Origin of the sequence: Streptomyces sp. NPDC002838 (assembly GCF_040295365.1) — a bacterium.
In the GTDB taxonomy this organism is placed as follows: Bacteria; Actinomycetota; Actinomycetes; order Streptomycetales; family Streptomycetaceae; genus Streptomyces.
In genome coordinates, this window is record NZ_JBEOVF010000019.1 from 155,188 (window position 1) to 177,382 (window position 22,195).

Here is a 22,195-nt window from a genome sequence, read left to right on the forward strand (position 1 = left end):
CCGTGCCCGGCCGCGTTCACGACGCCGGGTGGACCACCATCGCCGAGCCGCCGCCCCGCCGTACCCTCTCGGCGGCGGCGAGCCACTTGCCGTTCGGCAGCCGCTGCACGCCCGTGGTCGCGCCGATCTCCGGGTTCTGCCTGAAGGAGTGCCCGATGGCCTCCAGTTGGGCTTTGAGGCCGGTGGTGTCGTTGTAGAGCCCGGGTTCGAGGTCGGTCTGCGCCGCGTTGCGCTGGCTGGCGCGCGGGGCGGCGATGGCGTCGACCAGCGGCAGCCGCCGGTCGAGGAACCCGGTCAGTGTCTGCAGCACGGTCGTGATGATGGTCGCACCACCGGGCGAACCCAGCGCCACCACCGGCTTGTTGTGCTGGTCGAGCACGATCGTCGGTGAGATCGACGAGCGCGGCCGCTTGCCCGGGCCCGGCAGGTTCGGGTCGTGCACGGCCGGGTTGGCCGGGGCGAAGGAGAAGTCCGTCAGCTCGTTGTTGAGGATGAAGCCGCGGCCGGGGACCGTGATGCCGCTTCCGCCGGTCTGCTCGATGGTGAGCGTGTAGGCGACGACGTTCCCCCACTTGTCGGCCGCCGTCAGATGGGTGGTGTTCTCGCCCTCGTACGTCGTTTCAGCCGGCGTGCCTCCCGTGGCACAGGCCGCCGGATTGCGCGGGTCGCCGGGTGCGAGGGGGCTGGTGAGCACGGCGTCGTCCTTGATGAGGCAGGCCCGCGAGTCGGCGTACTGCTGCGACAGCAGCTGCTTCGTCGGTACGTCCTCGAAGGCGGGGTCGCCGACCCAGCGCCCCCGGTCCGCGAACGCGATCCGGCTGGCCTCGATGTAGCGGTGCAGGTACTGGACCTCGCTCGCCTTCGAAAGGTCCGTGTTCTCCAGGATGTTGAGGGCCTCGCCGACGGAGGTGCCGCCGGAGGAGGAGGGCGCGATGGAGTAGACGCCGAGGCCTCGGTACGAGGTCCTGGTGGGTGCCTGGAGCTTGGCCCGGTAGGCCGCGAGGTCCTTCTCCGACAGCTCGCCCGGGCGGGCGTTCCAGCCCGAACCAGGGTCCACCGGCGGGTCGTTGACGGTGTCGACGATGTCCTCGGCGAGCTTGCCGTGGTAGATCGCGCCGACGCCCATCTCGGCCAACTCCCGGTAGGTGCGGGCGAGATCGGGGTTCTTGAAAGTGGAGCCGACCACGGGCAGTTGGCCGTTCGGCAGGAACAGCTCGGCGGTGTCCGGGAAGTACCGGAACCGGGTCTCGTTGGCGGCCGTCTGAGAGCGGAACGTGCCATCGACGACGAATCCGTTCCGGGCGATCCGCTCGGCCGGCTTCAGCACGCTGCCGAGCTTCTTGCTGCCCCACTTGCCGAGCGCTGTCTGCCAGGTGGCCGGAGTGCCCGGTGTGCCGACGCCGAGGCCGCTGCTGACGGCGTCGGCGAAGGCGAGCGGCTTGCCGTTCTCCACGAACAGGTTCTCGTCGGCGGTCAGCGGCGCGGTCTCGCGGCCGTCGATCGTGTGCACCTTGCGGGACTTGGCGTCGTAGTAGACGAAGTAGCCGCCTCCGCCGATGCCGGAGGAGTAGGGCTCGGTGACGCCGAGGGCGGCGGCCGTGGCGACGGCCGCGTCGACGGCGTTGCCGCCCTTCTTCAGCACCTCGATGCCGGCCGCGGAGGCGTCCGCGTCGACGCTGGCGACCGCGCCGCCGTAGCCGACGGCGAGGGGCGCCTTCTCGACGGCGCCACTTTGAGGGGTGGGCGGCGCGGCCGCTCCCACCGACACCACGGCGACCGAAACCGCCAGGACCGACAGCTTGCGCGCGACAGGGCGACGCATCCGCACCTCCAGAAGAGACCGTGGGCGCAGCCTAATCCCATCGCCATGCCCTCGTCAGGACCACAAATGGGCCCGGCGTGCCCCGTGTCGAACATGGGTTTGCGTTCGCCCGCTACCATGCGCGCCCATGAATGACGACGTGCGCAACATCGTCCTGGGTGTGGTGGCCGCCGGCATCAGCGCCGCGCTCGGCTGGCTCGCCCGGACCTACCTGTGGAAGCGGAAACTCCGCCGCAAGCAGGCCTTCTTCGGGCTGCCGGACAACGCCGAGTCAGTGCTGGTGGTGAACCGCGGCGCCAGCGGTCCCGAGCTGATGGTGATGCGCCACGATGTCTTCGCGCTCCTCGAGCTCGCCGCACTGATCAAGGACTGCAAGGCCCATGCCCAGGTCGTCCCGCACGACGCGGCACGACAGGGGTTCGGCGAGCGCACCGAGTTCTGCGTGGGCGGCCCGGCCTCCAATCGCCGTATGGCAGCCCACCTGTCCTCCCTGCTCCCGGGCGTGCGCGTGAACGTCGACGCCGAACCCGGTCCGGACCGCGGCGCCTTCCAGGTCGGCTCCGAGCGCCACCGCGTCGAGGCCGGCAAGGCCGAGTACGCGCTCCTCGCCCGGCTCACCGTCGACCAGAGCAACGGCAGCCGCCCCGTCTTCCTCTTCTGCGGCCAGACCTCGATCACCAACCAGGCCACGACCCGCTACCTCGCCCGCAACCACGAACGGCTCACCCGCAAGCACGGCAACAACTCCTTCGTCCTGCTGCTGAAGGTCGTCAACTCGCAGGCGTACGGCCCCGATGTGGTCGAGCTGGTCGCGGACGTGACCCGGGCGGCACAGACCCCGCTGCCGGCACCGTCGGCTCCGCGCAACTCCCACCGCGCCTCCTGATTTTCAACACATTTCAACAATCGTTACTCCCACGTAACTTACCGGCGGGTTACCTACGGTAAGAGCCCGAGGTTACCGTCGGGTCACTTTGCACTGACACGAGTGAGGAGTGACAAGTGGGACACCATCGCAAGGCCCTGCGTACGACCGCCGCGGGCGCCGTCTCCGCGACCCTGATCGCCGGTAGCGCCCTCGGCCTCGCCCCCACCGCCCAGGCGGCGACCGGCATCCGCTTCGTCGACATCACCGGCGACGGCGGCGCGGTCCTCAAGGCGAACGTCATCACGCCCGCCGGCGCCGACGGCACCCGCCGCCACCCGCTGCTCGTGCTGCCCACGAGCTGGGGCCTGCCCCAGGTCGAGTACCTCGCCCAGGCCCAGAAGCTCGCGAACTCCGGCTACATCGTGGTCAGTTACAACGTGCGCGGCTTCTGGCAATCGGGCGGCGAGATAGAAGTCGCGGGCCCGCCCGACATAGCCGACGCGTCCAGGGTCATCGACTGGGCGCTCGCCAACACCCCCGCCGACGCTCAGCACATCGGCATGGCGGGCGTCTCGTACGGCGCCGGCATCAGCCTGCTCGCCGCCGCGCACGACAAGCGGGTCAAGGCGGTCGCCTCCCTCAGCGGCTGGGCCGACCTGATCGACTCGATCTACTCCGGTCGCACCCAGCACGTCCAGGCCGCCGGTCTCCTGGACGGCGCCAGCCTGGTCACCGGCCGCCAGAGCGCCGAACTCCGGCAGATCTTCGACAACTTCTACGCCTCCAACCTGGCCAAGGAACCGGAGATCGTCGCCTGGGGGAAGAAACGTTCCGCTGCGACGTACGTCGACCAGCTGAACAAGAACGACACCGCCGTCATGCTCGCCAACGCCTGGGGCGACACGATCTTCCCGCCCAACCAGTACACGGACTTCTACGAGAAGCTGACCGGCCCCAAGCGACTGGAGATGCGCCCCGGCGACCACGCGACCGCCGAGGTCACCGGACTGTTCGGCCTACCCAACGACGTGTGGACCGACACCGAGCGCTGGTTCGACCACTACCTCCAGGGCGAGGACAACGGCATCGACCGCGAGCGGCCCGTCCGGCTCAAGTCCCGCTCCTCGGGCGGCTACGAGGGCTATCCGGACTGGAAGTCCGTCGGCGCGACCCGGAAGAAGATCGCCCTCGCGGGCACCACCACGATCCGCGCGAACGTCGACTCGGGCGCCAACGGCGGAGTGGTCTTCCTCTCCAGCATCCTCGACCAGGTGGCCCAGCTGCCCCCGGTCGCCTCGATCCCCCTGCTCCCCCGCCGCTGGACCGCCGTATGGCAGTCGGGGAAGTACGCCACCGCCCAACGAGTGCGCGGCACAGCGAAGATGCACACCACGCTCACCCCGACCAAGGAGAGCGGCACCCTCGTCGCCTACCTCTACGACGTGGGGCCGCTCGGCCTCGGCAAGCTGGTCAGCAACGCGCCGTACACCTTCCACGGGCAGACGCCCGGGAAGCCGTTCGACGTCGACCTGGAACTGTTCTCCACGGCCTACGACGTCCCGGCAGGGCACCGGCTGGCCCTGGTGGTCGACACGGTCGACCCGCTCTACGTCGAGCACAACCCGACCGGGGCGCAGCTGACCTTCTCCTCGCCGGCGAACGACCCGTCGTGCGTGTCGATTCCGGTGCGCGAGCAGTGATCTCCGGCTGCTGCCGGGCGGGGCGGGCTCGGTGACCGCCGCCCCTCTCAGTGCCTGAGGATCTTGGAGAGAAAGTCCTTGGCCCGCTCGCTCAACGGATCGACGGCCATACGCAGCCCTACCCACTCTCAGCTGTCTCGTGATTGCCGCAACTTATCCGGACAAAATCTGAACTAAGCCGCGACACGCACTTTTCGGGCATTAGCCGTATTTACGTCGAACTGCGGGCCAGGGACTCACGCCTCGGCGACTTCGGCGTACAGCTGCGAGAGCTCTGGCACGCCGCTGGCGGCCCACTCGTGCCCGGAGGCCACGACGTCGAACTCACGGCCGGAGGCCAGCCGGATGACGGGCTGGCCGTCCGGCCACAGATCCCAGGTGGCGCCGGGGACGGTCCGCACGATGACCGTGCCGAGATAGAGCCCGGCGTCGTTGCCGAGCCACGGCAGGATCTCCTCGTCGTCCCGCCAGCGCGGCACCAGCTGGTCCAATGCCTCCAGTGAGGCCGCCGTGTCGTCGAGTCGGACACCCTCCTGGGACGCCTGCGAGCGCAGCAGTTCGCACTCGGAGAGGAGTTCGGCGATGCCCTCGGGGTCGGGGGCGCCGGGCTTCTCCCGCCGGCCGCCCAGAAAAGGGATCTTCATACACCCAGCGTGTCATCCACCCTGCCATGCGCACCACAGGCGCGCGGGCCCTCGATTCCGGTCGACTTCACGCCATGTTCGCGCATGGCTCGTTGACGCTTCACCGATGCCTCTTTAGCTTCACGAAGCGCCTTTCGTCCCGTCTCTCGTCCCGACTTTTTCTCCCGTCCTGTCTGTCCCGTCCTGTCTGTCCCGTCGTGAACGGAAGGAGTCGGCCTTGCGCCGATGCTTCTGGGGTGGTGCGGTCGCCCTCGCCCTGTTCGCCGCCCTCGTGCCGGGAGGTTCGGCGTCGGCAGCCCCCGACACAGGGGCGGAACCCCCTCCGCTGGAGCGGCTCTTCGACAACAGGGCGGTCAGCGACGACTCCCTCCCGGGCGAGGCGGACTTCGACGGCTCGGGCGCCTCCCTGTCGGCGCGGGACCTCACGGCCGCGGGCTGGACGGCGGGCCGGGCCCTCACCGTGCAGGGAGCGCGGCTCACCTGGCCGGGGCGGCAGCCGGGCGAGCCGGACAATGTGCGGGCCGCCGGACAGGACGTCCGCGTGCGGGGGCGCGGTGACGCGCTCGCCTTCCTCGTGGCGGGCACTGGCGGTGACGCGGTGAGCGGCACGGGTACGGTCTCGTACGCGGACGGCAGCCGCTCCTCGTACCGGCTGACCGCCCCCGACTGGCGCACCGGCCCGCTCGCCACGAAGGCGGTCGCACTGCCGCACATCAACACGCCCGGCGGCCAACTCGCCGAAAAGGCACGGCTGTACGTCGTGACAGTGCCGCTCGTGCCGGGGCGCGAGGTCGTCTCCGTACGGCTGCCTCTCGCATCCGACCTGCATGTCTTCGCGCTGTCGGTGCGGGCCGCCGCGCCGGGCTGGACGGGGAGCTGGGCGGCGGCGACGTCCGGCTATCCGGCTGTGGGCCCCTGGTCGGACCGGACGGTGCGGCTCGTGGTGCACACATCGGTGGGCGGGCCGCGGGTACGGCTGCGGTTCGACAACACGTTCGCGGCGGCGCCGGTACGGATCGGCAGTGCCACGGTGGCGGTGCAGGCGCGGGGCGCGGCGGCGCGGGGAGCACCGGTGCCGCTGGCCTTCCGGGGTGCGGCGGGGGTCGAGATCCCGGCGGGGGCACAGACGTTCAGTGATCCGCTGGGCTTCGCGGTGCCGGCGGACGCCAATCTGCTGGTGAGCTTCCACCTGCCCCGGGCGGTGACGGCCGTGCCCGTGCACCGGCTGGCGATGCAGCGGTCGTACGTGAGCGAGCCGGGCGATCACGCGGCGGACGCCTCCCCGGCGGCGTACACCTCGGTGGTGACGAGCTGGCCACTGCTGACCGGGGTGGACGTGGGCGGTGGGCCGGGCTCGGTGGTGCTGCTCGGGGACTCGATCACCGACGGCGACCAGTCCACGGTGGACGCGAACCGGCGGTGGTCCAATGTGCTGGCCACACGGCTGCTGCACCAGAATGTGGTCCCCCGCTATGGGGTGCTCAACCAGGGGATCTCCGCGAACCGTGTGGTCACCGACCGGTATCCCGGCGACGGGGTCTCCACCGACACGGGCGGGGTGAGCGCGCTGCACCGGTTCGACCGGGACGTCCTCGCCCAGACGTCCGCGCGTACGGCGATCGTCTTCGAGGGCGTGAACGACGTGCGGTGGGGTGCGACGGCCGGGCAGGTGATCGCCGGGCTGCGGGAACTCGCGGACCGAGGGCACGCGCGGGGCCTGCGGATGCTGGCGGCGACGATCCTGCCGTGCGAGGGCGAGGCACGGTGCACGGCCGCCGTCGACGCGGAACGGGTCGCGGTCAACGCGTGGATCCGGAACGCGGGCGTGTTCGACGGCGTGCTCGACTTCGACGGGGTGGTACGCGACCCCGCGCATCCGGCGCGGATGCTGCCCGCGTACGACAGCGGGGACCATCTTCATCCGGGGGACGCGGGGCTGGCCGCTCTGGCGGAGTCGGTGGACTTGAGGTTGTTGGGCTAGACCTCGAGGTCCACCACGACCGGTGCGTGGTCCGACGCGCCCTTGCCCTTGCGCTCCTCGCGGTCGACGTATGCGTCGGTGACCGCCTTGGTGAACGGCTCGTTGGCGTACACCAGGTCGATGCGCATGCCGCGGTTCTTGGGGAAGCAGAGCTGGCGGTAGTCCCAGTAAGTGAACGGGTGCTCGTACTTCAGGGGCCGCGGGACCACGTCGGACAGGCCGGCCTCGCGCAGGGACGCCAGGGCGGCGCGCTCGGCGGGGGTGACGTGGGTGGAGCCTTCGAAAGCGGACCTGTCGTACACGTCGTCGTCCGTCGGGGCCACGTTGTAGTCGCCCATCACCGCGAACGGGCGGCTGTCTGCCGCGTCGCCGGCGACGGCGGCCTTCAGGGCCTCGAACCACTGGAGTTTGTAGGCGTAGTGGGGGTGGTCCACCTCGCGGCCGTTCGGCACGTACACCGACCAGACGCGGAGCGGGCCGCAGGTCGCGGAGATGGCCCGGGGCTCCTGGAGGCCGTCGTAGCCGGGGTCGCCGGGCAGGCCCTTGACGACCTCTTTCAGGCCTACGCGGGAGAGCACCGCCACGCCGTTCCACCGGCCGGTGGCGTGGACCGCCGCCTCGTAGCCCAGGTCGCGCAGTTCGTCGAGCGGGAACTGCTCCTCGGCGACCTTGGCCTCCTGGAGGCACAGCACGTCCGTGCCGCTGCTCTCCAGCCAGGCCAGGAGCCTTGGCAGGCGGGCGGTGATCGAGTTCACGTTCCAGGTCGCGATGCGCATGCCTCACAACCTACCGGGCGGGTCCGACAACGCCGCCCGCCCGGGTGCGGTCACACCTGCGCCGAGTCCCCGGGCGTCAGCCGGAGGTGCTCCGCGCCGCCCAGGGCGCCGATCTGGCGGTCGTAGATCGGGCGGGCGAGGTCGGTGAGCAGGGCGTCGTGGATGTCGTAGGCGCGCTGCGGCTTGACCTCGCGGACGTAGTCGATGACCTCGGAGATCTTGCTCCAGGGGGCCATGACCGGGAGCATCAGCGTCTCGACGGCGTGGTCGGGGACGGTGAGGGCGTCGCCGGGGTGGAAGACCTTGCCGTCGTCGATGAGGTAGCCGACGTTGGTGATGCGCGGGATGTCCGGGTGGATGACGGCGTGCAGTTCGCCGTGGACCTGGACGTCGAAGCCGGCGGCGGTGAAGGTGTCGCCGTGGCCGACGGTGTGCACACGGCCGGGGAAGGCCGACGAGATCTTCTCCGCGACCGATTTCAGGGTCCAGATCTGCGCGGCCGGGTCGTTCTCCATGGCGGCACGCAGTCGCAGTTCGTCGAAGTGGTCGGGGTGCTCGTGTGTGACGAGGATCGCGTCCGCGCCGAGCGCGGCGTCCTCCTCGCTGAATCCACCGGGGTCGAGGACGAGCGTCTGCTCGTCCTTTTCGAGGCGGACGCAGGCGTGCGACTTCTTCGTGAGCTTCATGGATCCATCCTGCCCCCGGGGCGGGGGCGGGGCTCACTCGGTGGGGGTGGTCTCCTCGCGGATGACCTGCTGGGCCACCTTGAACGCGCTGTTCGCCGCCGGTACGCCGCAGTAGACCGCCGCCTGCAGCAGCACCTCCTTGATCTCGGCGGGGGTGAGGCCGTTGCGCAGGGCGGCGCGGGTGTGGAAGGCGAGTTCTTCCAGGTGGCCGCCCGCGACAAGCGCGGTGAGGGTGACGCAGCTGCGCGAGCGGCGGTCGAGGCCGGGCCGGTCCCAGATCTCGCCCCAGGCGTAGCGGGTGATGAACTCCTGGAAGTCTCCCGAGAACTCGTCGGCCTGCGCCAGCGCCCGGTCGACATGCGCGTCGCCGAGTACCTCGCGGCGGACCTTGATCCCGGCGTCGTACGGGTCGGGGCGGCTCATGACCTGCGGTTCCACGGCCGGGGCGATCTCGGGGCGGGGCGCGGGCTGTGGCGGTGCGGCGGACAGGACCGGCTTGACCGGGGCCGCCCCGATGGCCGCCATCTGGCCGGTGGTGGAGTCGAAGGCGGGCTGCCAGGCGGTGGAGAAATGTCTCACCAGCAGGTCGGTGACGGCGGCCGGCTGCTCGACCGGGACCAGGTGGGAGGCGCCGGGGACGACGGCGAGCCGGGCGTCCGGGATGCCCGCGACCAGGGTGCGGGCCTCGGCGGGGCCGGTGACCTGGTCGTCCGAGCCGACGAGGACGAGGGTCGGGACGCCGACGCGGCCGAGTTCGGGCCGTACGTCGAACGCGGCGAGCGCCTCGCAGGCCGCGATGTAGCAGCCGGGGTCGGTGGTGCGCACCATCTGCACGGCCCACTCGGTGATCGCCGGCTGCGCGGCGGCGAACCCGCTCGTGAACCAGCGGTCGGGGGAAGTGCGGGCGATGGGGTCGAGCCCGTTCGTCCGCACTATCACGCCCCGCTGCCGGAACTCGTCGGCCGTGCCGAAGCGGGGCGAGGCGGCGATCAGCGCGAGCGAGGCGAGGCGCTCCGGGTGGCGCAGGGCCAGCTCGATGCCGACCGCACCGCCGAGGGCGCAGCCCGCGTAGCCGAAGCGCTGCACGCCGAGGCTGTCGAGCGTGGCGAGCAGCCGTGCGGAGAGGTCGCCGACCGAGCCGGCCGGGTACGCGGGCGCGCCGCCGTGCCCCGGCAGGTCGAACCGGAAGATACGCCACTGCTTGGCCAGCTCGGGGACCTGTCGGTCCCACATGTGCCATGTGGTACCCAGAGAGGGACCCAGGATCAGGACGGGAGCCTCTTCTGGCCCGTCAAAGCGGTACTGCAGGGTGTTCGGTGGTGTCTCGCTCACCCGTCCGAGCCTCTCATCTGTCACGACAGCCCCTATAAGCGGGGTCCTGGCTATAGCTGTTTGACCAGGTGGAAGACCTCCCGAGCAGCGTAGCGTTTGAGGCAACGGACGATTTCACGCCGGGTCTTGCCCTCCTTGATCCGGCGCTCGTAGTAGTCCTGAGTGCGCGGGTCGACCCGCAGGCGGGTGAACACCATGCGATGGAGCGCGGCATTTGCCTGACGATCGCCACCACGGTTGAGGCGACGGAACTGCCGGCGTCCCGAGGAACGCTCGACAGGACTGACCCCGCACAGGGCGGCGAAGGACGCCACTGTCCAGGCGTTCCGGGTTGTCCCCCACCGTGATCAGCAAGGCGACGGCCGTGTCCGGACCGACCCCCACCACGTCGAGCAGCTGCGGGGCGTGACATTTGACGAGGCGGGCCAGACGAACGTCCACATCCCGGATCCGCTCGGAGAGCTGGCCGATCCGGTGAGCCAGCAGACCCAGCGTGATCCGAGTGGCCTGCAGCACCGACTCCTCACCGTCCTCCTCGCGACTGCTCACGTCGGCGAACCGCGCACAGGCCCGGAAAAGTTCGGCATTGCCCAGTCCGGCCAGTTCTTCCCGCAAGGCAGGATCGGCAGTAATCAGGACGGACTTGAGCTGATTGATGGCCTGCGTGCGCGCTTTGACGGCCGACACCTTCGTGATTTTGTACATTCTCGCGATCTGCACCGGCCCGTCGCGCGCTTTCGCCCGGGCGCGGGCCCGCCCGCTCAATACGGCTCGCGCCGCGTTCTGAGCATCAAGCGGATCCGATTTGCCGCGCCGACGGCGATCTGCCCGATCCATCCGATTCACGTCAAACACGTCTATGCCCTGGGCCAGCAGATAGCGCGACAAGGACGCCCCGTAGGAACCGGTCCCCTCCACCCCGGCCCGCCTCACGGCTCCCGACTTCCTGGCCCACTTCAGCAGATCGCAGTACCCGGCCGCAGTGGCCGGGAACTCGTCAGTGGCAAGCACTGTCCCCATCACAGAAAGCACCGCAGCCACATGGGCATCCCGGTGCGTGTCCACTCCCAACACCACCTCACCCGCAGGGCGACGGCGGCGGGTCTTGGGAGCAGGCGGCGTACTGGACATGGTCGATCTAGACATGTCCGTTCCCCTTTCCAGTCCGACGGCGCGTCGCGTTGCCGGTACCGGGCCGCGTCGGGCGGTCAGAATCGTGAGGACGCCACAACGATCGGCAGGCCCCTATCGGGACACACCCCGCCGGCCCGGCACCGACAACGCACCATCCCCGGCCAGCAGCCGACACCGTGAGATCAGGACACTTCGGTCAAACATGTCATGAGTCAGACCCCAGGCCCGGGACAGCACCCACCCATCCTCCCGCCCCCATCTCACCTCCGCTCAGGGGCCGCAGAACATGCTCAATCCCCCTCACGCAACACCCAGAACTGGATCCCAGCCGACCACAACAGCGCCCGAAGGCAAGCGGCGCGTTCAGGGAGCGTGGTTGCTCGTCGACAGAGGCACCGCCACCGACCAGCCCTGCCGCAGCAGCAGCAGCAGCAGCCAACTCTGTTGTCAGAGGCAGGACTTACTCTCAAAGCATGACCCACAACGTGCTGCATCGCGGTTACGGGATCACTATCGACTTGAGTGCATCAGACCTGGGTAACCCGGACCGACCGGAGCTCCTGCAGGAGATTCACCGCAATTACAAGCCCGACCTTCTCTACTGCCTCGGGGCCCACGAATACGGCACCGTCTGCCCCGGGTTCATGACCATCGTCGAGAAGAACGGCCGCTACCACGCCCGGCATGTGACCAGGGGCGAGGTGTCCGAGACAGCGGGCGAGAGCGAGCTGCACAAGGCGCTCAAGAACCACACCGCCGAAACAGCCAGTCGAGAGGGCTTCAACGTCTCCGTCGAAGACCGAGCCGTACATGGTCGCCGTCGTACGGATGTAACGGTCGCCGGGGTCGGCGGTAAGAAGATCGGCTACGAGATCCAGATCTCGCCGATCGCGAGTGGTTCTGTGGACAACAGGACGCGCACTGCGTTGGGCGACGGCCTGACACCGCTGTGGCTCGTGACGAACGAGAACTCGCTCGCCATCGATCGGGCGCCTTGGGCCAGGCTGAATGTCCAGCGATGGCAGGACGTGGGCAGTCGGGACGCCTTGCGCGTACGAGGAGGCGTGAAGGCGTTGCGCATGGTCCGCTGTGACTGGAGCACTCAGCGCGAATGCCCGAGGACTGGTACGCGCTGTGGCGGTTGGCACGCCACGTGGGAATCGACGCAGGCGCACTACGACGACATGGTGCGCATCACGGCCACAGGCGAGCTCGTGACGCTGTTCATGCGAGCACGCACAGGGCGGCGGCGCGGGTGGCACATGTGGGTGAAGCCGTCGGACAAGGCGGAGTTCCTCCAGGGCCGTCCGGAACCGGATCCCTATCTGCCGGCGTCGGCTGCCGGCTCGACCGCCGCGCTCCTCCCCGCCGAGCCGCTCCCGCCCGACCCGCACTGCCACTATGGCGAGGACACCGGGATTCGCACGGAGCTTGCGCGGCCCCGCGACAGTGGCGATCCCATCGATGCCTCCGACTGGCTGTCGAAGGGACCGCCGCCGGAGTACAGGTCCACGTGGAACGTGGACGGCTGGGAGATTCCCGGCGATCTAGTGGCGGCGAGGCTGGCGCTGGACTCCGCCCTTCAGCGCCTGAAAGCACTCGCCGACACCCTCCCGGGTGGAGCGGACATCGCAGCGGGACGAATCGACATCACGCACACAGAACGAGAGCGGTGGCTCGCAGCCCAGGAAGAGTGCAGGCGACTGGCCGCCGCCCTGGCGACCCACCCATGGCTGCCCGCCACCCACGACCCGTTCAGTGCCCGCAGGGCTGTCTTCGCCGCCGCGCGCAAAGCTCAAGCCGTGGAACTCACCACCGCCTCGCAGCAGCCCTAACCTCAGGCGATGAAACGCCAGCCGCCGCGCAGGTCGCCCTGGCCGCCACGTACTGGCGGGTCCCGTCCGGGCTCCGCCTCGGCCGCCGTCTCGCCGACCTCGAACAGCGCCTGTCCGACAGCGTCTTCAAATCCGTCGCCCAGCGCATCGCCACAACCCTGCTCACCCTCACCACAGCTCAGCCACCGGCCGGACCGTTGCGCCCCGGCACCCGCCATCCGCAGATCGCCCTTACCCACGAACAGCTCGCTGCCCTGGCCGGAACCTCCCGGGAGACCTGCACCAAAGTCCTGCGCGACTTCGCCGACCGGCACCTGATCCGTCTCGCCCGCGGCCGCATCACCGTCCTGGACTCCGAACGGCTCGGCGACGAATCCGGATAGCGGCCCGCCGTCACACTTCCGTAAGCCCCCGGCAGGGTTAGTGGCGTCATCTCTTCTGTAGGTCAAGGGGCGAAGCGTTCGAGCAGTGCGTCAAGGCCGGCGGCAAACTCTGCGTCGGCATCGAGATCGGCCATGGCAGGCAACAGGGCGCGCAGCCGGGGATATTCCCGGGTGGGCAGCAGATGCAGGCCGAGGCGGACAGCAGAATCTGTATCCTCCGGATCGACCACCATCGCCCGCATCTCCACCAGAAAGTAGCCAAGTCCCCAGGCCATCACGACTTGGTAGAGCAACAGCACGGTGGCGTCGTCAAACCTGGCCCGGCCAAGGAGACGTTGCCCGTCTCTCCGCCGAGGGGGACGGTGCCGCGGACCTTCCCGGTGTCGGCGTCGATGACGGTCTCCGAGCCGCCCGACTCGTTGGTGGTCCATACGGTGCCATGCCGCGCGTGGTCGTCGGCATCCCCGCCCAAGCCCTCCGCGAGGACCGCATCCTTGACGAAGCACAGGCCAGCCAAGGAGATCCCCGGCGCATCGCCGATCTCTTCGGCCTCACCGTCAATGCCGCCCAGCGCTACACCGCCACCGTCGACCACGTCAGCTTCGCCGAACACCAGCGGCGAACCGGGCCGTCCAATCCCCCGTGACTCCGGCTGTCTTCAGCAGATCGAATGGGAGCCACTTCTTTCGGGTGACTCCCATCAACTGAGGGCGGTCGAGCGCATTACCATCTCCTGCGTCACTGACAGCGATACCGGAGCTCAGCTTCACCATCAACCTGACACCGACGGAGGCCGACGTCGCCAGCGACGATGCCACGCTCATGGCTGAACTCCTCGACGGTGTCCTGTGGGCCCTGGGCATGCTCCGCTCCCGCGCCAACTCCCGGGACGCCGGCGAGCCCGTCCCGGTCGAGGGCGATTACACGGCGGCGCTCAGGGCCTGGATCGGCTTCCGGCCCGCGTGCGGGCCGTGCAGAATGCCGTGATCTGCTCGCACGCCTCAGCCTGCGGGACGCCTCGTCGCCTGGCTACGGAGCAAGCCTGGGAACAAGCACTCTGGCGCGCCCGTCAGTACATGAGTCGCCACGGCTTGACCTCGCCGCCCGCCTCTTCGCCATGACCCAGCGACGGGCTCCGGCACTGAGGCAGTCGACAATGTGACGGCCTGGAGTAATGTCGGCGCGTGACCGAGGACGACCGCACCCTGCGTTACCCGCACCCGGCGATCACCCCTGGGGAGTTCGAGGAATTCGTCGCGGGGGAGCTGCTGGGCGCGGCGGGGTCGGAGGTGGACGACCTCGTGGTCACCGTGCACGAGAAGATCGTTGGCGCCGATGGCGCGTACGACTTCGACGCGACCGTCCGGTACCGGTTCGCGGGAATGGCCTTCCTGGTGGTCGTCGAGGCCAAGCTGCACCGGAATCCGATCAAGCGTGAACTCGTCCAGGTGCTTCACCAGAAGATCCACAGCGTCGGCGCGCATAAGGGTGTAATGGTCGCCACTTCGCCGTACCAGAGTGGTGCGGTCGAGTTCGCGGCGGCGCATGGTATTGCTCTGGTGACGGTCACGGAGAGCCGCTTCTTGTTCGCGACCAGGGACACCGCGACCGCGCGCCCCACGTTCGTGGCGCACTACAGCGGTGGGGCGGGCTCGCGGGGTCTGGTGCTGTCCGCCGACGACGATGATCATGCGGCTTGTGTCGCGACATTCCTGTTGGGACAGCCTGCCTGACATCCTCCGGCTACGTGCCGACGTGGATGTGCGACGCCCACGCCGATGGGTCATCCGGCCATCGGTCGCGCATTCGGCGGGTCGCGCTGTGGACCGCCTCGGCAACGCCCGCGCCGTCGGCGATCGCCGAGTAGATCAGGTCGGCGACGTCCACCGCCTGCCAGTCGCCGATCCGCCACAGGGTGCCGATCACGTGCCGGTAGCCGGCGAGTTGGAAAGCGGAGGCCAGGTGGATCGCCTCGTCGGCCAGCCGACCGCTGGGACGCGCGGTGGAGCACGCGGACAGGAACGCCAATTCGGCGTCGTCCATCCGGAGCCTGGCCAGGTCCATCACGGTGAGCGGCTGGTTGTGGTGGTCGGCCAGCACCAGCCGCCCGGCCGACGGATCGGCCAGGTCGCTACGCCCGTGGCAGGCGAAGTGTGCCCACCGGGCCCTGGTCAGCGCGTCGAGCACGGCGTCGTGGGTGGCGGCCGTGCCAGTGCGCACCTCGACCTCGCCGGGGAAGTGCCGGCACAGCACCGCCGTTTCGGCTTCGGCACCCGACAGATCGGCGTATCCACCTGGGGTCTTCGGCATCGCCACCACGACCGCCCGACCGGCACGAGGCGGGGCCGAATCCGCTGCGCGCCGGGAATGGGCGAACGCCCGGAGCGTCGGGGTGACGGAGCACACCACCCGGTCCAGCACCGTGCGCGGCACGGCGTCGGACGCCGTATCGTGGTGGCCCGCTGCGTGCAGTGGCAGGAACGACAGCAGGCCCGACGGGCACCACCACAGTCGGGGCCAGGACTCGCCCCCGCGCGGCGTCCTGGTGATGCCCACGGCGTCGAGTACTGGACCGGCGACCGTGTCCCACAGCCAGCCGAGCGTGCGCGTCATCCGATCCTGGGCGGCAGCTCGGGTCCGCGCCGAATTGGCGGTGGTGTCCTCGACCGCCCGGAGGAAGTCACCGACCTCGGCCAGCACGGCGTCGGGCGTGAGCGTGGGCAGCGGCACGGCCGTGACCTCGCCGTCGGCGGGCAGGATCAGTGCGTAGGAGCCGTACCGGGACACACTGACGATCACCACCTGGCCCTCGTCCGGCGCGAGGTCAGCTACGGCCGGTGGGCGCAGGAAGCGGTCGAACCCGGGCAGCTTCTGGATGTCCGCGACGAGCCGGTCGAACGCCGTGGCCGTCGCACGTCGCGCCACGACATCGTCCGCAGGACCGGAGGAGTCGAGCTCCGCGCACAGCGCGGTGAACCGGTCGGCCAGCTCCGGATGGCGCTCGGCCAGCGCGGTGAGGTCGGTGCGGCTGTCCAGCGCCTGGCTCAGCAGCAGGCCGCGGCCCTGCTCGAACAGCTCAACGGCCTGGGCGACCGACCCGACCCGCACGCAGCACGCGGCGGCGTCCGACCCGGTCCCGTGCGTGCCATCGAGCAGGAACTCCTGGTCGCGGCGGGTGAGTTGGCGCGGAACCATCCGGGCCAAGAGATCGATCGTCGCCTGGTATCCGGCCACGGCCTCCGCCCACCGACCAGCCGCCGCGGCCAGGCTTCCCCACCGCGCCGCCGCCACCGCGCGGACTCGGGGGGGGGACCCACGTCGGCCGACGCCGCTTCCCGCGCCGCCGCGAGCGCACCGTCGAGGTCCGCATCGGCACCGGTCCGGGCGTGCCGGTCGCGCAGCGCCCCACTCAGGTTGGCCAGGTACGCGGGGCGGTCCGGGTGATCGGCGGGCGCCTCGGCCACCGCGGCGCGCGCGGCCGCCACCGCCGCGTCGAGGTCCGTCGGCCGGCCGCTGTGCTCGTACCGCCCGCGCAGCACCAGGGCGTGGTTCGACCACGCCGGCGCCCGGGCCGGGTGACCGGGTGGATGCGCCTCGACCGCGGACCGGCTGGCCTCCACCGCCTCGTCCAGATCCGTCGCCTCGCCGCCGATCCCGAACCGCGCCTGCAACGCCCCGGCGAGGTTGGACAGGCGTGCCGCCCGGCCGGGGTGCTCGAGCGGGGTGGCGCGCACGGCCTCCCGGCAGACGTCGATCGCCTCGTCCAGGTCCTCGGGGTCGCCCACCGAATCGAAGCGGGTCTGCAGGGCGGCGCCTAGGTTCGCCAGCATCAACGCCCGGTCCGGGCTAGCGGCCTGCGCGGCGAGCGCCGCCCGCCGCAGCAGATCGACCGACTCGTCCAGGTCGGCCTGGCTGCCGGTACGCCGGAACCGGGCCAGCAGCGCGGCCCCGAGGTTGCCGAGGAACGCCGGGAGGTGCGGGGAATGCTGCGGTGCGGCGCCGACCGCGGCCCGCCCGGCCTCGACCGCTTCGTCGAGATCCGCGAGCCGGTCGGTGCGCTCGAACAGGGCGCGGAGGGTGTCGCAAAGGCTCGTCAGGTAATTGAGGCGGTTGAAGTCGCCGACGGGCGTGGCGGCCACCGTGCTTCGGCCGAGCGCGGCCGCCTCCTCCAGGTCGCCGAGATCGCCGGTGTTCTTGTAGCGCTGGCTCAGCGCGTTGGCGAGGTTGGCCTGCCGCCAGCCGAGCCCGGGATCCCCGGCCGGGGTCGCCGCCACCGCGGCGCGACCGTGCGCTATCGCGTCGGCGAGGTCCAATTCGTGCCCGAAGTGGACAAACCGGACCCGCAGCAGTTCGCAGAGGCCGGATAGGTGCGAGGCCCGTCCGGAATCGTCGACCGCCGTGGCGACCGCGTCCCGGCGCACCTGGATCGCCTCGTCCAGATCCGCCGGATCCCCGGCGCGTTGGAACCGGGCCAGCAGCAGCTCGCTCAGTTCGGCCGCGTCCGGCCCATCGGGTGCGCTCGAGCCGGTGCGCGCCTCCTCGATCCTCCGATCCAGCCCGGCCGCCTGGTCGCCGAACGCGGCCCTGGTCCGCAGCGCGAGGTCGAGATTGGACACCATCGCGGCGTGGTCGGGGTGATCGGGCCAGCCGGTGACCGCGGCCTGGCCGGCCTCGATGGCGGCGTCCAGGTCGGCCTCGCTCGCCAGGTGCTCGAACCGGGTCAGCAGGGCGTTGCCCAGGTTGGACAGGTAGATGGCGCGGGCGGGCTCGTCGGGTCGGCTAGCCCCGACCGCCGCCCGGCAGAACTCGATCGACTCGGACAAGTCGGCCGGGAGTTTGTCGCGTTCGAACCGGGTCAGCAGCGCGCTGCCCAGGTTGGTCAGGCATTGGGCGTAGTCGGGGTGGTCGGATCCGGCCACGGCGACGGCCCGCCGCAGCAGGTCGACGGACCGGTTCAGCGCGACCGCGTCGTCGTCGTTTTCCTGCGCCTCCCGGAACTGCGCCCGACCGAGCTTGGCCAGCACCGCGGCCCCGTCCGGCTCGGCCGGCGGTTTGTCGTCCCACAGTTCGCCGATCAGCTCGGGAACGGCGCCGGCGCCCAACGGGTACAGCGGGGCGAGCAGATCCAGCGCGATCATCAGCTCCGGTTCGCCGTCCACCGTGCCGCGGGCGGCGAACCGCAACCAGAACAGCCAGCCCGCGGTCTGCGCAACCTCGATGTCCTCGACCGGATCGGGCACCGAACAGAGCAGGTCCACCACCTCGCCGATCGCGTCGGAGCCGAGCACGACCTCCGGCGCACGAGTGGTGGTGAACCGGTCGACCCGACCGCGGACCTGCCGGATCCGATGATCCCTCGTCGAACCCTGTCCAGGCCGCTCGTCGAGTTCCACCTCCGGGTCCGGATTCTGTTTCGAGCCGGTCTCCTCGGCAGGATCCTGCGCGGCCGGCTCGAGATCGGACCGGATCATCGAACGGACCGGGTCGTCTTCCGGTAAACCATCTCGTGCGCCGACGCCGGTGGCCGCGATGTCCGCCAGAGCATTCCGGGCATCCGAAAGTGCTTGCTGGTCTTCGGATTTGGTGAACGCGGTGCGCAGGGTGGCACTCAGGCCGGTCACGTAGCTGACCAGTTCCGGGTGGCCGTCAGGCACCTCGGTGACCGCGGCCCGACCGGCCGCAATGGCCTCGCGCAAACTGTCGAGATCACCGGTCCGCTTGAACAGCATGTGCAGGCTGATCCCGAGGTTGGACTGGAATCGGGCGTGCCACGGATGATCGACCGGAATCGCCGCGAGAGCCTTTCGGTTGGCCGAAACGGCCTCGCCCAGCGTCCGCAGATCATCGGTCTCGTCGAACTGGGCCAGCAGCGAACTCCCGAGGTTGGACAGGCTCGCGGCCCGCATGGGATGGCCGACGGGGATCGCCGCGACGGCACGACGACCGGCCACAACGGCATCGTCCAATGCCTGCCGATCCCCGGAATGGTCGTACAGCGCGCGCAGCGTGTTCCCGAGGTTGGTCAGGCGGCTGGCCTGGCTGGGATGCCCGTCGGGGGTGGCGGCGTCGACCTGGCGGTGGGCGACGACCGCTTCGTGGAGCAGGTTCGCGTCCCCGCTGGCTTCGAACAGCTCCCGCAGGCTCACGCCGAGGTTGGCCAGGACAGCCTGCCGGGCAGGGTGGTCGGCGGGCAGGGAGGCCGACGCGGCGCGCCCGACGGCGACCGCCTCCGCCAGCGCAGCGCGGTCCCCGGTGTGCTCGTACAGCAACTGCAGCGTGCCGCCGAGGCTCGACATGCTCCCCGCCCGACCGGGATCATCCTCCGGCGTGCCCTCCAACGCCGCCCGGCCAACCGCGACCGCCTCCCGCAACATGGCGGTGTCGCCGCTCGCTTCGAACGCGACGCGCAGGGTGTTTCCCAGGTTGGACAGGCAGGTGGCCCGGTCGGGATCGCCGACCGGCATCGCGGCGACCGCATCCCGCCCGGCGGTGATCGCCTCGTCGATGGCCCGCGCATCCCCGGTGTGCTCGTGCAGCATCTGGAGCACGACGCCTAGATTGGACAGGCGACCGGCTCGGATGGCCCCGTCCCCTGGGGTCGTGGCCACGGCGGACCGGGCCAGCCCCACCGACTTTCGCAGCACGCTGACGACCCCAGTGCGCTCGAACAGGGACCGCAGCGAAAGCCCGACCTCGCTGGCGTGTTCGGGGTACTCGGGATCGCGTTCGTCTATGACCTCGAGCAGGGTCAGGCCCGCGCTCACCGCCTCCTGCAGCACGTCCGCGTCGCCGGTCTCGTCGGCCAGCGCGGACGCCGCGGCATGCATGTTCGACAGGCACAGCCCGTACATCGGATGGTCCTCCGGAACGGCGGACAACGCCGTCCGGAACAGGTGAACAGCCTTCTCCAACGCCTCCAGGTCACCGTTGCGTAGGAACCAGTCGAACAATTCCGCACCCTGGTCGGTACAGGCGGCCGGATCCATCCGCCCACCCTTGAGCTTGCGCTTCTTGGGGCGACGGACCTGTTCGGCGTACAAGCTGCGCAATTGTTCCGGCACCGCATCCGGGTCGGCCTGGTACACCGGCTGGTAGAGGATCGCAGCCATGCGCAGATCCTCGTCCCATTCATCGACCGGCAGCGCCTGAACCCGCAGCCAGTACAGCTCGCCGACGGCCCGCAGCACCTCCAGGTCGGGATCCTCGTCGGACCCGAGCACCCCGGCCAGCAGGGCACCCGCCTCCTCCAACGCTTCCGGCGCCAGCACCCACCGCGAATGACCGGTCTCGATGGCATGCGCGGTCCGCGCCCGCACGGCCTCGAGCAACTTCTCCCGCACGAACACCTCCGCCCGCCCCAACCGGCGGCAGTCTACCGAAACCGCCGATCAGCGAGGGTCTGGTCCGATGCGTGGGTTCCGGCGAACAGGAGGTGAGATCATGCGGCCTCGATTGGTTCGAAGCGGACGGTGAGGCCGAGGTCGTTGGCCTGCCGGGTGATGCGGCGCAGGGCGCGTTCGGGGTCGTGCTCGGTGCAGTAGTCGTCGCCGAGGTCGTGGAAGCCGGTGTCGTGGGTGAGCATGTGCATCGAGTGTTCGAGCGCGACCAGGGCTTTCTTCTTGCCTAGTGCTGCGTGCCTCAAAGGGTGCGGATGTGCCCCTGGTCAGCGGCTCTGGTCGGGGGCATCGTGCGTGGTAGGAGGCTTGTGCCATGCCGAAGTTGCTGTTCGCGCGGGCTGCGCGCGACGAGAACGAGGAGCGTGAGGTCCGGCGGCTGGCCGGTGCCCGGCATGCCCCGGGTGATTGGATCCAGCGTGCCCGGATCATCGAGGCCAGCTGGGACGGGACGCGGCCGGCGGCCATTGCCGCCCAGGTGGGCTGCCACCCCGAGACGGTGCGCCGCCGGCTGCACCGGTCAACGCCGAGGGCCTCGACGGGCTGGGCGACCGGCCCGGGCCCGGGGCGACGACCCCGGCTCACGGAGGACGTCACTGCGTACCCGGGGCTTGCGGGGATGTCTCGTAGGTGGGGCCGTCGGCGCCGCCGGAGAGTCCGGCCGATCGGCCGGACCGGGAAGCTCCGCCCCACACCACCGTGGCGATCAACATCACCAGCGTGAGCGGGTAGAAGACCGGGCGCAGGGGGATCAGCACCGGCAGCAGCGCCGCGGCTGCGCGGCGGTGTGCGCGGTGTAGTCAGACTTCGCCGCCCTCGTCCCACCCACATTCGGTACAACGAACTCCCGCGTACATGTCGTCTCGGACGTGATCAACGGCGCTCCAGCCTTCCAACTTCGAACTTGGAGTTCCGCACCGGGGACAGCCAACGAGGACGCCGAACCCATAGAAATACCGGTACTCCAGTCCGGACTCCTCAACCGTCCGCTGCATCGTCTTCACGAGTTCCGCTTGGGAGTCCACACCTACGAGTTCTCGAGCAGCTCGATCGACATCACCGTCAACCACGGAAACCCACATGAACGGCTCAAGGAGCGGCGGAAGCGGGGTGTCGTCGAGGACAACTGGGATGACGCGGACAGAGTCATCCCGCAGTCGCCGTGTGAGGGCGGCCTCCCACTCTGTGTTCACCCAAGGGGACTTCGAAGAGTTGGCGGACCAGAAGACCATGACGGTGTCTACAAGCCCCAGCGCCTCGTTGACCTTGCCGGGGATCCGATCCCCGGGTCGGATCTTCCATGAATCGAGCCAGACGTCCACGCCGAGCAGCCGCAAGCGGGCGACAAGTGGCGTCACTTGGGGCTTGTCGCGGTGGTTGTGAGAGATGAAGGCGTGCATGAGAAGCCGTATCTCAACCGAACGTGATCCCTTGGTTTCTGCTGGTCAGGCATGGTTTCGCTCGGAGTGAGGGAGGCATGCGGCGTCTTGTGTCCGCTTCATGACCGAGGGGTGCGCGGTGGCGTCGGTGCTGGGAATGCTGGAGGAGCGGGAGGCGGCTGCCCGCGTGCGGGTGGAGGGGTTGCGGGAGGAAGCCGCGCGGTTGGCTGAGGTGTTGGAGGCCGCGGAGATCGAGCTGGA

At 70.0% G+C, this 22,195-nt stretch carries 19 protein-coding genes and 2 pseudogenes; 9 read left to right on the forward strand and 12 right to left on the reverse strand.

Annotated elements, in window-relative coordinates; translation table 11 throughout:
* Positions 1-16 precede the first annotated feature (16 nt).
* Complete coding sequence (gene ggt / locus ABT063_RS24420; protein WP_351060009.1) at positions 17-1,822, reverse strand: gamma-glutamyltransferase; 1,806 nt, start codon at positions 1,820-1,822, stop codon at positions 17-19.
* Between the two features lie 127 nt (positions 1,823-1,949).
* Between ggt and ABT063_RS24425 the strand changes: the two genes are divergently transcribed.
* Both ABT063_RS24425 and ABT063_RS24430 read left to right on the forward strand, forming a co-directional pair.
* The gene (locus tag ABT063_RS24425) at positions 1,950-2,708 is read left to right on the forward strand and encodes a hypothetical protein (RefSeq protein WP_351060012.1); all 759 of its coding nucleotides are present in this window, start codon (positions 1,950-1,952) and stop codon (positions 2,706-2,708) included.
* A gap of 116 nt (positions 2,709-2,824) precedes the next feature.
* Complete coding sequence (locus tag ABT063_RS24430) at positions 2,825-4,390, forward strand: CocE/NonD family hydrolase (RefSeq protein WP_351060015.1); 1,566 nt, start codon at positions 2,825-2,827, stop codon at positions 4,388-4,390.
* Between the two features lie 236 nt (positions 4,391-4,626).
* Here ABT063_RS24430 and ABT063_RS24435 read toward each other — a convergent pair whose 3' ends face one another.
* Positions 4,627-5,034 carry a DUF6278 family protein gene (locus ABT063_RS24435; RefSeq protein WP_351060018.1) on the reverse strand — a complete coding sequence of 136 codons (408 nt, stop codon included), beginning with the start codon at positions 5,032-5,034 and terminating at the stop codon, positions 4,627-4,629.
* A gap of 217 nt (positions 5,035-5,251) precedes the next feature.
* On the opposite strand from ABT063_RS24435, the gene ABT063_RS24440 reads away from it, so the two are divergent.
* Positions 5,252-7,015 carry an SGNH/GDSL hydrolase family protein gene (locus ABT063_RS24440; protein ID WP_351060021.1) on the forward strand — a complete coding sequence of 588 codons (1,764 nt, stop codon included), beginning with the start codon at positions 5,252-5,254 and terminating at the stop codon, positions 7,013-7,015.
* Here ABT063_RS24440 and ABT063_RS24445 read toward each other — a convergent pair.
* The 4 genes and pseudogenes from ABT063_RS24445 to ABT063_RS52275 form a co-directional block, all read right to left on the reverse strand.
* On the reverse strand, positions 7,012-7,791 hold the full coding sequence (locus ABT063_RS24445; RefSeq protein WP_351060024.1) for an exodeoxyribonuclease III: 780 nt from the start codon (positions 7,789-7,791) through the stop codon (positions 7,012-7,014). The two genes, ABT063_RS24440 and ABT063_RS24445, sit on opposite strands and share 4 nt — an antisense overlap.
* Before the next feature lie 50 nt (positions 7,792-7,841).
* The gene (locus tag ABT063_RS24450) at positions 7,842-8,477 is read right to left on the reverse strand and encodes an MBL fold metallo-hydrolase (RefSeq protein ID WP_351060027.1); all 636 of its coding nucleotides are present in this window, start codon (positions 8,475-8,477) and stop codon (positions 7,842-7,844) included.
* Between the two features lie 33 nt (positions 8,478-8,510).
* Positions 8,511-9,809 (reverse strand): bifunctional 3-oxoadipate enol-lactonase/4-carboxymuconolactone decarboxylase PcaDC, encoded by a 1,299-nt coding sequence (pcaDC, locus tag ABT063_RS24455; RefSeq protein ID WP_351060030.1) that lies wholly within the window; start codon positions 9,807-9,809, stop codon positions 8,511-8,513.
* 50 nt (positions 9,810-9,859) lie between these two features.
* Positions 9,860-10,940: pseudogene (locus tag ABT063_RS52275) on the reverse strand (IS110 family RNA-guided transposase).
* A 476-nt stretch (positions 10,941-11,416) separates the two neighbouring features.
* Here ABT063_RS52275 and ABT063_RS24470 point away from each other — a divergent pair.
* Positions 11,417-12,778, forward strand: coding sequence for a competence protein CoiA family protein (locus ABT063_RS24470; protein WP_351060036.1), 1,362 nt, complete (start codon positions 11,417-11,419; stop codon positions 12,776-12,778).
* Positions 12,673-13,161, forward strand: a complete 489-nt coding sequence (locus ABT063_RS24475; protein WP_351060039.1) for a Crp/Fnr family transcriptional regulator — start codon at positions 12,673-12,675, stop codon at positions 13,159-13,161. Before ABT063_RS24470 ends, ABT063_RS24475 begins: the two co-directional genes overlap by 106 nt.
* A 62-nt stretch (positions 13,162-13,223) precedes the next feature.
* On the opposite strand, the gene ABT063_RS24480 is transcribed toward ABT063_RS24475, so the two are convergent.
* The gene (locus ABT063_RS24480; RefSeq protein ID WP_351060042.1) at positions 13,224-13,460 is read right to left on the reverse strand and encodes a hypothetical protein; all 237 of its coding nucleotides are present in this window, start codon (positions 13,458-13,460) and stop codon (positions 13,224-13,226) included.
* 149 nt (positions 13,461-13,609) lie between these two features.
* Here ABT063_RS24480 and ABT063_RS24485 point away from each other — a divergent pair, with 149 nt between their 5' ends.
* The 3 genes from ABT063_RS24485 to ABT063_RS24495 all read left to right on the forward strand — a co-directional run bounded on the left by ABT063_RS24485 (position 13,610) and on the right by ABT063_RS24495 (position 14,894).
* The gene (locus ABT063_RS24485; RefSeq protein ID WP_351060045.1) at positions 13,610-13,807 is read left to right on the forward strand and encodes a hypothetical protein; all 198 of its coding nucleotides are present in this window, start codon (positions 13,610-13,612) and stop codon (positions 13,805-13,807) included.
* A 176-nt stretch (positions 13,808-13,983) separates the two neighbouring features.
* The gene (locus ABT063_RS24490) at positions 13,984-14,148 is read left to right on the forward strand and encodes a hypothetical protein (protein ID WP_351060048.1); all 165 of its coding nucleotides are present in this window, start codon (positions 13,984-13,986) and stop codon (positions 14,146-14,148) included.
* Positions 14,149-14,345: 197 nt separating this feature from the next.
* Positions 14,346-14,894, forward strand: coding sequence for a restriction endonuclease (locus ABT063_RS24495; protein ID WP_351060051.1), 549 nt, complete (start codon positions 14,346-14,348; stop codon positions 14,892-14,894).
* 10 nt (positions 14,895-14,904) lie between these two features.
* Here the strand turns inward: ABT063_RS24495 and ABT063_RS24500 are convergent, their stop codons facing one another.
* The 3 genes from ABT063_RS24500 to ABT063_RS24510 all read right to left on the reverse strand — a co-directional run bounded on the left by ABT063_RS24500 (position 14,905) and on the right by ABT063_RS24510 (position 20,803).
* Positions 14,905-15,774, reverse strand: a complete 870-nt coding sequence (locus tag ABT063_RS24500; RefSeq protein WP_351060078.1) for a CHAT domain-containing protein — start codon at positions 15,772-15,774, stop codon at positions 14,905-14,907.
* A gap of 431 nt (positions 15,775-16,205) precedes the next feature.
* On the reverse strand, positions 16,206-20,501 hold the full coding sequence (locus tag ABT063_RS24505) for a tetratricopeptide repeat protein (RefSeq protein WP_351060054.1): 4,296 nt from the start codon (positions 20,499-20,501) through the stop codon (positions 16,206-16,208).
* A gap of 98 nt (positions 20,502-20,599) precedes the next feature.
* Complete coding sequence (locus ABT063_RS24510; protein WP_351060057.1) at positions 20,600-20,803, reverse strand: hypothetical protein; 204 nt, start codon at positions 20,801-20,803, stop codon at positions 20,600-20,602.
* A gap of 68 nt (positions 20,804-20,871) precedes the next feature.
* On the opposite strand from ABT063_RS24510, the pseudogene ABT063_RS24515 reads away from it, so the two are divergent.
* A pseudogene (locus ABT063_RS24515) lies at positions 20,872-21,024 on the forward strand (helix-turn-helix domain-containing protein); the annotation flags it as partial.
* A gap of 124 nt (positions 21,025-21,148) precedes the next feature.
* Here the strand turns inward: ABT063_RS24515 and ABT063_RS24520 are convergent.
* Positions 21,149-21,313, reverse strand: a complete 165-nt coding sequence (locus tag ABT063_RS24520; RefSeq protein WP_351060081.1) for a hypothetical protein — start codon at positions 21,311-21,313, stop codon at positions 21,149-21,151.
* A 42-nt stretch (positions 21,314-21,355) separates the two neighbouring features.
* Positions 21,356-21,955, reverse strand: a complete 600-nt coding sequence (locus ABT063_RS24525; protein WP_351060060.1) for a toll/interleukin-1 receptor domain-containing protein — start codon at positions 21,953-21,955, stop codon at positions 21,356-21,358.
* Between the last annotated feature and the right edge of the window lie 240 nt (positions 21,956-22,195).